Origin of the sequence: Marinimicrobium sp. UBA4509, assembly GCF_002388575.1 — a bacterium.
Taxonomy (GTDB): Bacteria; Pseudomonadota; Gammaproteobacteria; order Pseudomonadales; family Cellvibrionaceae; genus Marinimicrobium; species Marinimicrobium koreense.
This window is the reverse complement of record NZ_DGMV01000037.1, coordinates 45,586-52,555: the sequence shown is the minus strand read 5'-3', so window position 1 is coordinate 52,555 and position 6,970 is coordinate 45,586. Positions and strand designations below refer to the sequence as shown.

The window sequence follows — 6,970 nt, the reverse complement described above, 5'->3', positions numbered from 1 at the left end:
ACGTAAAATTCCAGCTGATAGGCGTGGGTGGTGGCGATCGCCGGCCAGGTAAACTCGGTATCCGCCCCCAGGGTGGCTGCCACTGCTCGGGCGCCGTTCAGGTGCGGTACCCACTGGGCTTCATGGGTCGAGCGGCTACTGACCTGGTAGCGCAGCACTATGTCGTTTGGCTCCCGCGTGCCGCTCTGTTCCAGCGTGGGGTGTACCAGGCGCAGGCGCAACAGATACAGGCCGGGTTGATCGGTGGGCAGTTTCGGGCTGCGCAGGTTCGACTGCTGACCGGCTCCAAGATATTCGCGCACATTGTCCAGACGTCGAAACACCGGTTGGCCGCGGGTGGTGGCGGGCGTCGCGACCTCCCACACCGCCTCCAGCAAGCCGGCCCGGTCGTAATGGATGATCGCTTCGGCGCGCAGCGCCTCATCCCGTGAGACCGAGGCCACTGGCGCGCCATCGTCAAAGCGCAGGGCGAGCCGGCGGAGGATCAGGCCGCTGGCGGTCACCTCTGAATTTTCCGGTAAGGAGCGCGCGGTATTGGGCAGCGGAGCGGCAGGGTCGGTCAGGCGCAGTGCCTGCACACCGGTGACCGGAATGCCGTTGACGCTGAACGGGCGCACGTAGGACAGCTCGCGCGCGCCCTGAGCGGCGGCCTGGGTACTGATAGCCGCGGGGACGGTCAGGGTTTCACTGAAGCTGAACGCGGTCGGTTGACCATCGGCGGAGCCGGAAATGCGCTCCATCAAGGGCCGGCGAACCATCCCCAGTGGCTCGCTTGAGGCCGGGTCACCGAGCGTAAAATAACCCACATCCGAGCTGACATCGCCAATGCGGTCAAAAAAGGCGCGCCCCCGCCAGACCACTGACAGGGTGGTATCGGTGCCGATCACCACCGGGCGGGCGACCGAGCAGGGTTGCATGGAAGAGCACAGCTCCACCTCCTGGGCGGAGGAGGGTAATGCGTATCCCAGCGCGAGGAGACAGAGGAGCGCGAGGCGATAGCCGATCTTGGCTGAACGCTTGAGAGCGGGTCGGTTCATGGTTGAATCCCCGGATAGGTCACCGGTAAATGGGTGCGCAGTTCAATAAACGCCTGATAGCTGTTCACCGAGTTGGGCAGCACGAGCTGATCCCGGTAATCATTGCGGGCAATGGACAGAATCAGCTCCACCCCCGGGCGATGACCTTCGGCTTCGCGTAGACGCCAGTTGAGGTTGGCGTTGAGGTAGGTGGTCTGGTCCCACTGGGCAAAGAAGGGGTCGTCCCGGGCACTGGTCTGGTTGAGCCCCATGCTGAAACTGCCCGCCAGGCGTTCCGGAACAAACGTGGCGTTGGCATCGAACGAATAAATGTGCCGGTCGGTGCTGAGGTTCTGTTCCGGGTAGGTGGTGTGTTGAAGCTCCCATCCGATATAGAAGTTGTAGTCGCTGTTCAGGTACCAACCGGCGTCCAGCCGGGTGGCCCGGGTGCGATTGTCGGGCTGCCAATCGGTGCCGTCCTCCAGGGTGTCATAGTGAATGCCGGCGGACCATTGCAACTGTTCTTTGCTGAAGGCGGCGGTCAGCTCAGCGCGCCGGGTTTTCAGGTCGTTGGCCAGGTAACCCTGGGGGGTGTAGTCATCTTTCAGGGTGGTGCCGCCGAGGTTGAGCGAATAGGTGGGTTGGCCCAGCAGGGTCAGCAGGGGATTTTCCGGAAGGTCATAGTCAAAGTAGGCAGTGCCCAATTGCCACTGCCGGGTTTCGGAAATCGCGTATCGGTCATCCTCGGTGAGGTTTGATTGTTCCACCGCGTAGTGGCCATCCCAGGTCCATTTGTCTTTGGTGGCATCAAAGAACGCGCGCTCGAGCTTTTTGTCGGCGGGGGCGTGACGGTTGGCGAGGCTGCGAAACCAGGTGCCCATTTTTCGGGCTTCCAGCCCCAGCCGCCAGTCCAGCGCATCGGTGCCCGAAGCGGTCGGGTCCAGCACCAGCAGGGCCGACCAGGCATCGCCCTGTTCCGGATCGAACCCCTGGTCCATGCCGTCAAAATCGTATTCGCTTTCTGCCTGCTCCAGACGCACCCGGAGCTGACGCTGGAAAAACAGGCCGTCCAGGGTAAGGTTCCAGGCATCCCCTTCGTGCACTACCGGGTCGGCATTGGGGTCCAGGCTACCGTAATCCGGTTGACTGACTCGCCCGGACAGGTGTTCACCGGCAAGCATCACCTGGGTGGTATCGCTGCGCCAGGGCCAGAACGTCAGCCGCCCGCCGGTCATGCGGTTGTTTTCTTCATCGGTTCCGAGGCCGGCATCAACCCCCACCGTCTGGCGGCTGGCCGCTTGATAGATCGACGCGGTACCGTCCCAGAGGGGCAGCTTGGCGCCGGTGGAGACGCCACGGCGTTCAAAGCCGTCCTGAATCAGACTGGCGGTGGTGAGTTGCTGGTCGCCCAACGCCAGGTGGTAGCGGTCGAACTCGCCGCGTAGCTGAAACCGGGCAAGGTCCACACGCCGGTCGGCGATGGCCAGGGCCTGGTCGTTTACCGCCATCAGGTCCAGATTGCTGCTTAACGTCCAGCGATCGCCGCTGAGTTCGGATTCCAGATGGCCGCCGCCCTGGGCCCGAAAATCGTCGCCGCCGATGCCCTCGCTCTCCGCCACCCGCTGGCTGAGCGCCAGATCGAGTTGGCCGTCGACATGGGCCGAGCGAAGTCCGCTGGAGTGGCGCACCTCGACCGACCAGTAACCCAGCTCCTGCACTTCGCCCTGGTCGCCATAGAACATCAATCGTAGTTCGTGGTGGCCGGGCGCCAGTGGGCGCACCGGGACATAAACCCAGCCCTCGGTGCGACGCTGTGCCAAGGCAGAGACGTCCATGCCGTCCAGCTCTAGGCTCAGTTGTCCCGGGTCTGCGGGGCGTGTGTCGGCGGCGAGCGTGATACGCAGCGGTTCGCGCGGTTGGAAAAAACCGTCGATTTCGGAAGGGGCCAGCCGGGCGTCAGCCTGGGCAATCGCGTGGGCGCCACTGAGCATCAGCCAACCGCCGAGCAGCAGCGTCAATGGCGTTGCGCCCCGTCGCTTCGGCGCCGGTGTTGTCAGGGGGGGAAATCGGGCCATCCAGTGCTCGCTCTGCAAGAACCGTCGTTATCGGTGGGTTGCAACCGATCCGATGCGGGTTCAATGTTTTTCAGTTATTTTTGCAGTGGGCCACTCACACCCTGCCCCTACCTCGGGTTAAAGCTACACGAAAATGGGTACGCTTCCAAACACAGCGGTCGCATCCCGAGACCGGCGTCGCATTTCACCTGCAAGGAGCTCCACGGGTTTGGGCACTAGCCGGCGTCAGTCCGCTTCAAGCGAACGCTTCCGGTATTGGGAGGGGGTTTGTCCAACATGCTTTTTGAAGATGGCGTTGAAGGTCGATTTGCTGGTGAAGCCTGCGCCCGCCATGATTTCCAGGATGGTGCGAGCGCGGTGGTCGGGGTCGATCAACAGCTGTTTGGCGCGCTCCACCCGGTAGCCGTTGATAAACTCAAAGAAGTTTTTTCCAAAGTGCTGGTTGAGTATGCGCGAGAGGGTGCGCTCGGGTAGGGACAACTGCCGCGCGAGTGATTCCAGTGATACCGTGCTATCCAGATACGGACGGCGCTCCGTCATCAGGGCTTCCACCCGGCGGACCTGCTCGGGCTTGTAGGGCTCGGCGTCGTTGCCTGGCGCGCGCTCGGGCAGGCCGCTGAACAGATGGGTGTAGCGAATGCTGATAAACACCAGCGAGTTCACGAACACAAAGTTGAGGTAGTTGCTTGCCACCCCGGTCAGATTGGCCAGGTGGGCGGGCATGTATTCCGCCGTGAGGTGCACCCCGAGTTGCCAGGAGGCAATCAGAACGAAGCCCAGAATGATCCAGGTCAACCAGCGACGTTCGCTGACCTCGACATTGGCATAGCGCTGCTGGAGCTGGCGGCGATAGCGCCAGAGCAACAGCAGGCAGTAGCCGCCGTAGCCGATGACGCTCAGATGCCAGAGGGTGACGGTGTGGCTCATCAGCGAAGACCAGATGAGATCCAGCTCGCGCATCAGCGCGACCTGTTCGGTGGCGGGGCGCCAGTGATACTGGCTGAGCATCATCAGGGTGGCCAGTAACGCCGGCAGCAGGTGTAGCCCGTGGTACCAGCGAAAGCGCGTCTGTCGGTACAGCACGGACAACACATAGGCATAGAGCAGCGGCCCGATGAGCCAGTAGCTGAAGCTGCCCAATAGCAGCAGGTTCGGGTTCCATTCCAGAATGAGTTGGCGCAGCGGGTCACTCCAGATCAGCAGGGTATCCAGATAGCGGACCGCACTGGCCAGCAGAAGACCGATCAGCAAATAGGTGCTGCGTATGGCGGGGCGGCGGGTGAAGAACAACAGGGCGGCCAGCAACAGATACTGACTGGCGGACATCAGCAGCACCAGGTCGTGAATGTTGAAGAGCAGTGCGTCGTGGGTCAGGTTTTTCAAAGGCCCGTCTACCGCCTCTGTTATAAAGTGATTCGTTGCAGCCCAATAGTAGTGGGACTTCCGCAGGGGTGCGAAGTCCCGCCCACCGGTATTCGGACGTGCGGTTTAGTGTTTCTGCCGGAAGTCGGGCGCGTGACTGTCTGTCCGATGATACCGTCATGGACAGGTCGGGACTGTAACCAGTTGCCGACGGCTCCACAAGCGCCGGGCCGGTTTTTGAGTCTGTCCCCAGCGCTCCAGCTTCCATCCAATAATAAGGTCATACCATGTCATCGAATGTATCGATCATTGTCCGCGCCTGCCTGATCAGCAGCCTGTTCAGTCTGGTGGCCTGTGGCAGTTCCGGCTCCACGCCCGAGCTTCCGAGCTCCAGCAGCGAATCGAGTTCCAGCAGCAGCTCGGAAACGTCCTCCAGCGCCAGCGCACCGGCCATGACCGCGCCCGATGACCCTCTGGAGCCTCACGCGACGGTGGCGGAGATGGGTATCGGTATTAACCTGGGTAACACGCTGGACGCTTACCCCAATGAGGGCGACTGGGCGCTGCCCGCTCAGGAGCGGTATCTGGAGGATTTCAACGAGGCCGGCTTCCAGCATGTCCGTATCCCCGCCACCTGGGATGATCACACCGCTGAATCCGCGCCCTATACCGTCGACAGTGGGCGTATGAATCGCGCTGAAGAAGTGGTGGACTGGGCGCTGGACCAGGGCTTCTACGTCATTCTCAATGCGCACCATGAGCGCTGGATCTGGGAGGGTGAAGGCCTGACCGAGGAAAAGCGGGCGCGCTTCCAGGCCATCTGGACCCAGATCGCCGAACGCTTCAGTGGCAAATCCCACCGGCTGATATTCGAAATTCTGAACGAGCCCATTGGCTTGAGCGCCGAACAGACCAATGACTTGAAAGCGGACATCCTGCCCATCATCCGGGCGCAGAATCCGACCCGCTTGGTGATCATTTCGGGGCACAACTATAGCGGTGTTCACACTCTGAGTGATATCGACCTGCCGGACGACGATTACCTGATTGCCAACTTCCACTCCTACGACCCCTGGGCTTTTGCCGGCCAATGCACGCGCCGGTGGGGCAGTGAGGCGGATCGAGCGGAGCTGGCCCAGATCTACGCCACCGCCGCCGCCTGGCGAGAGCAGAGCGGTGTGCCGGTGATGCTCAATGAGTTTGGGGCAGCAAAGTTCGACTTCCAGAACCCGGAGAACGTCTGTGAGCTGGAAGACCGGCTGGCGTATATCGGTCACCATGTGAATCTGGCGATCGAAAACGGCATCCCGGCCACTTTCTGGGACGACGGCGGCTCCTTCTCCACCTACGATCGTGAGGCCGGAACCTGGGGACCGGAGAAAGACGTATTGGTTGCGCCGAACAATCCCTGATGACGGGGCGATGCCACTCTTATTCGGTACGCTCCAGGTAGCGCCGGGCGAGGACTCTCAGTCGATCACGGTTGAAGCTCGGATCGTGGCCGGCATGCACTACTGACACCGGCAGGTCAAGCAACCGCTTCATGGTATGCCGGTACTGCTCAATGTCGGACTCGGGGAAATTGTCTAACAGGGGACCATCGTAGATGGCGTCCCCGGAGAACAGTACGCCTGAGTGGGCGTTCCAGAGGCCGATACTGCCCGGTGAATGGCCGGGCAGGTGAAGGACCTCAAAGGTCTCGTCTCCGAGGTCCACGATCTCACCGGCGGACAGCGTATCGGTGAGTTCACAGGCCGGGATACGAAATTTCAGTGGCTCGAAGTCGGCCTGGGGCAGGGCGTCAATCATTGATTCTGGCACTTCGTAGCCCGCCGCCTCGATATCGGCCTTCATCCCGTCGGGCCAGTGGTGGCTGCACAGCACCGGAAAGTCCTCCGGTTCGCGGAGTGAGGACTGCTCCAGCGGATGGGCCCGACGATCACTGAACTCCCCGATCGCCCCGACGTGATCCAAGTGGCTGTGGGTGGCAATGGCGGTCACCGGTTTGTCCAACTGATCGGCGATGATCGGCAGCAGCGGGCGGATTCCCATCCCGCCGTCAATGAGGAGGTGCCGGTGGCGGCCCCGCACCAGCCAGATATTGCATTGCAGTACTCGGGCGACATGGGGCTCCCAGAGTCGGTGAATACGATCGTCTATGCGCTCGCGCCCAAACCAGGTGTCGGCGATGGGCAGGCTCATGATGACCAGCTCTCGGTCAGGGCCTGGACGGACGCGTGGGCGCCGAAGATGCCTCCCTCGTTGTCCATCATCGCCAGCGCGGCGTCATGCAGAGCCTGGTCGCCAGCGCCACAGCCGTCCTCCAGCACGAGGCAGTCGTAGCCGCGATCGTTCGCTTCACGCAACGTGGAATGCACGCAGACATCGGTTGTGACACCGGTGATCAAAAGGTGCTTTATTCCCTGAGCCCGCAGCATCTGGTCCAGGTCGGTGGCGTGGAAGGCGCCATTGCCCGGTTTGTCGAGCACCGGCTCGCCGGGTTCGGGGGCCAGTTCC

At 62.0% G+C, this 6,970-nt stretch carries 6 protein-coding genes; 1 reads left to right on the top strand and 5 read right to left on the bottom strand.

Features of this window, described 5'->3' with window-relative positions:
• From B3520_RS05705 to B3520_RS05695, 3 genes are all read right to left on the bottom strand, one after another.
• Positions 1-1,037 (bottom strand): hypothetical protein (locus B3520_RS05705; RefSeq protein ID WP_286875612.1); only part of this gene is annotated, 1,037 nt, incomplete at its 3' end.
• Positions 1,034-3,091, bottom strand: a complete 2,058-nt coding sequence (locus B3520_RS05700) for a hypothetical protein (protein ID WP_286804166.1) — start codon at positions 3,089-3,091, stop codon at positions 1,034-1,036. The genes B3520_RS05700 and B3520_RS05705, both read right to left, overlap by 4 nt.
• Before the next feature lie 225 nt (positions 3,092-3,316).
• Positions 3,317-4,474, bottom strand: coding sequence for a helix-turn-helix domain-containing protein (locus B3520_RS05695; protein ID WP_286804167.1), 1,158 nt, complete (start codon positions 4,472-4,474; stop codon positions 3,317-3,319).
• 266 nt (positions 4,475-4,740) lie between these two features.
• Between B3520_RS05695 and B3520_RS05690 the strand changes: the two genes are divergently transcribed.
• The gene (locus tag B3520_RS05690) at positions 4,741-5,865 is read left to right on the top strand and encodes a glycoside hydrolase family 5 protein (RefSeq protein WP_286804168.1); all 1,125 of its coding nucleotides are present in this window, start codon (positions 4,741-4,743) and stop codon (positions 5,863-5,865) included.
• 19 nt (positions 5,866-5,884) lie between these two features.
• On the opposite strand, the gene B3520_RS05685 is transcribed toward B3520_RS05690, so the two are convergent.
• Together B3520_RS05685 and B3520_RS05680 are read right to left on the bottom strand one after the other, a co-directional pair.
• Positions 5,885-6,655, bottom strand: coding sequence for an MBL fold metallo-hydrolase (locus B3520_RS05685; RefSeq protein WP_286804169.1), 771 nt, complete (start codon positions 6,653-6,655; stop codon positions 5,885-5,887).
• Positions 6,652-6,970 (bottom strand): cysteine hydrolase family protein (locus B3520_RS05680; RefSeq protein WP_286875610.1); only part of this gene is annotated, 319 nt, incomplete at its 5' end. The genes B3520_RS05685 and B3520_RS05680, both read right to left, overlap by 4 nt.

Bases quoted from the DNA above. Each gene is read 5' to 3' on its own strand.
- B3520_RS05685 (WP_286804169.1), bottom strand. From the start codon at position 6,655: ATGAGCCTGCCCATCGCCGACACCTGGTTTGGGCGCGAGCGCATAGAC.
- B3520_RS05690 (WP_286804168.1), top strand. From the start codon at position 4,741: ATGTCATCGAATGTATCGATCATTGTCCGCGCCTGCCTGATCAGCAGC.
- B3520_RS05700 (WP_286804166.1), bottom strand. From the start codon at position 3,091: ATGGCCCGATTTCCCCCCCTGACAACACCGGCGCCGAAGCGACGGGGC.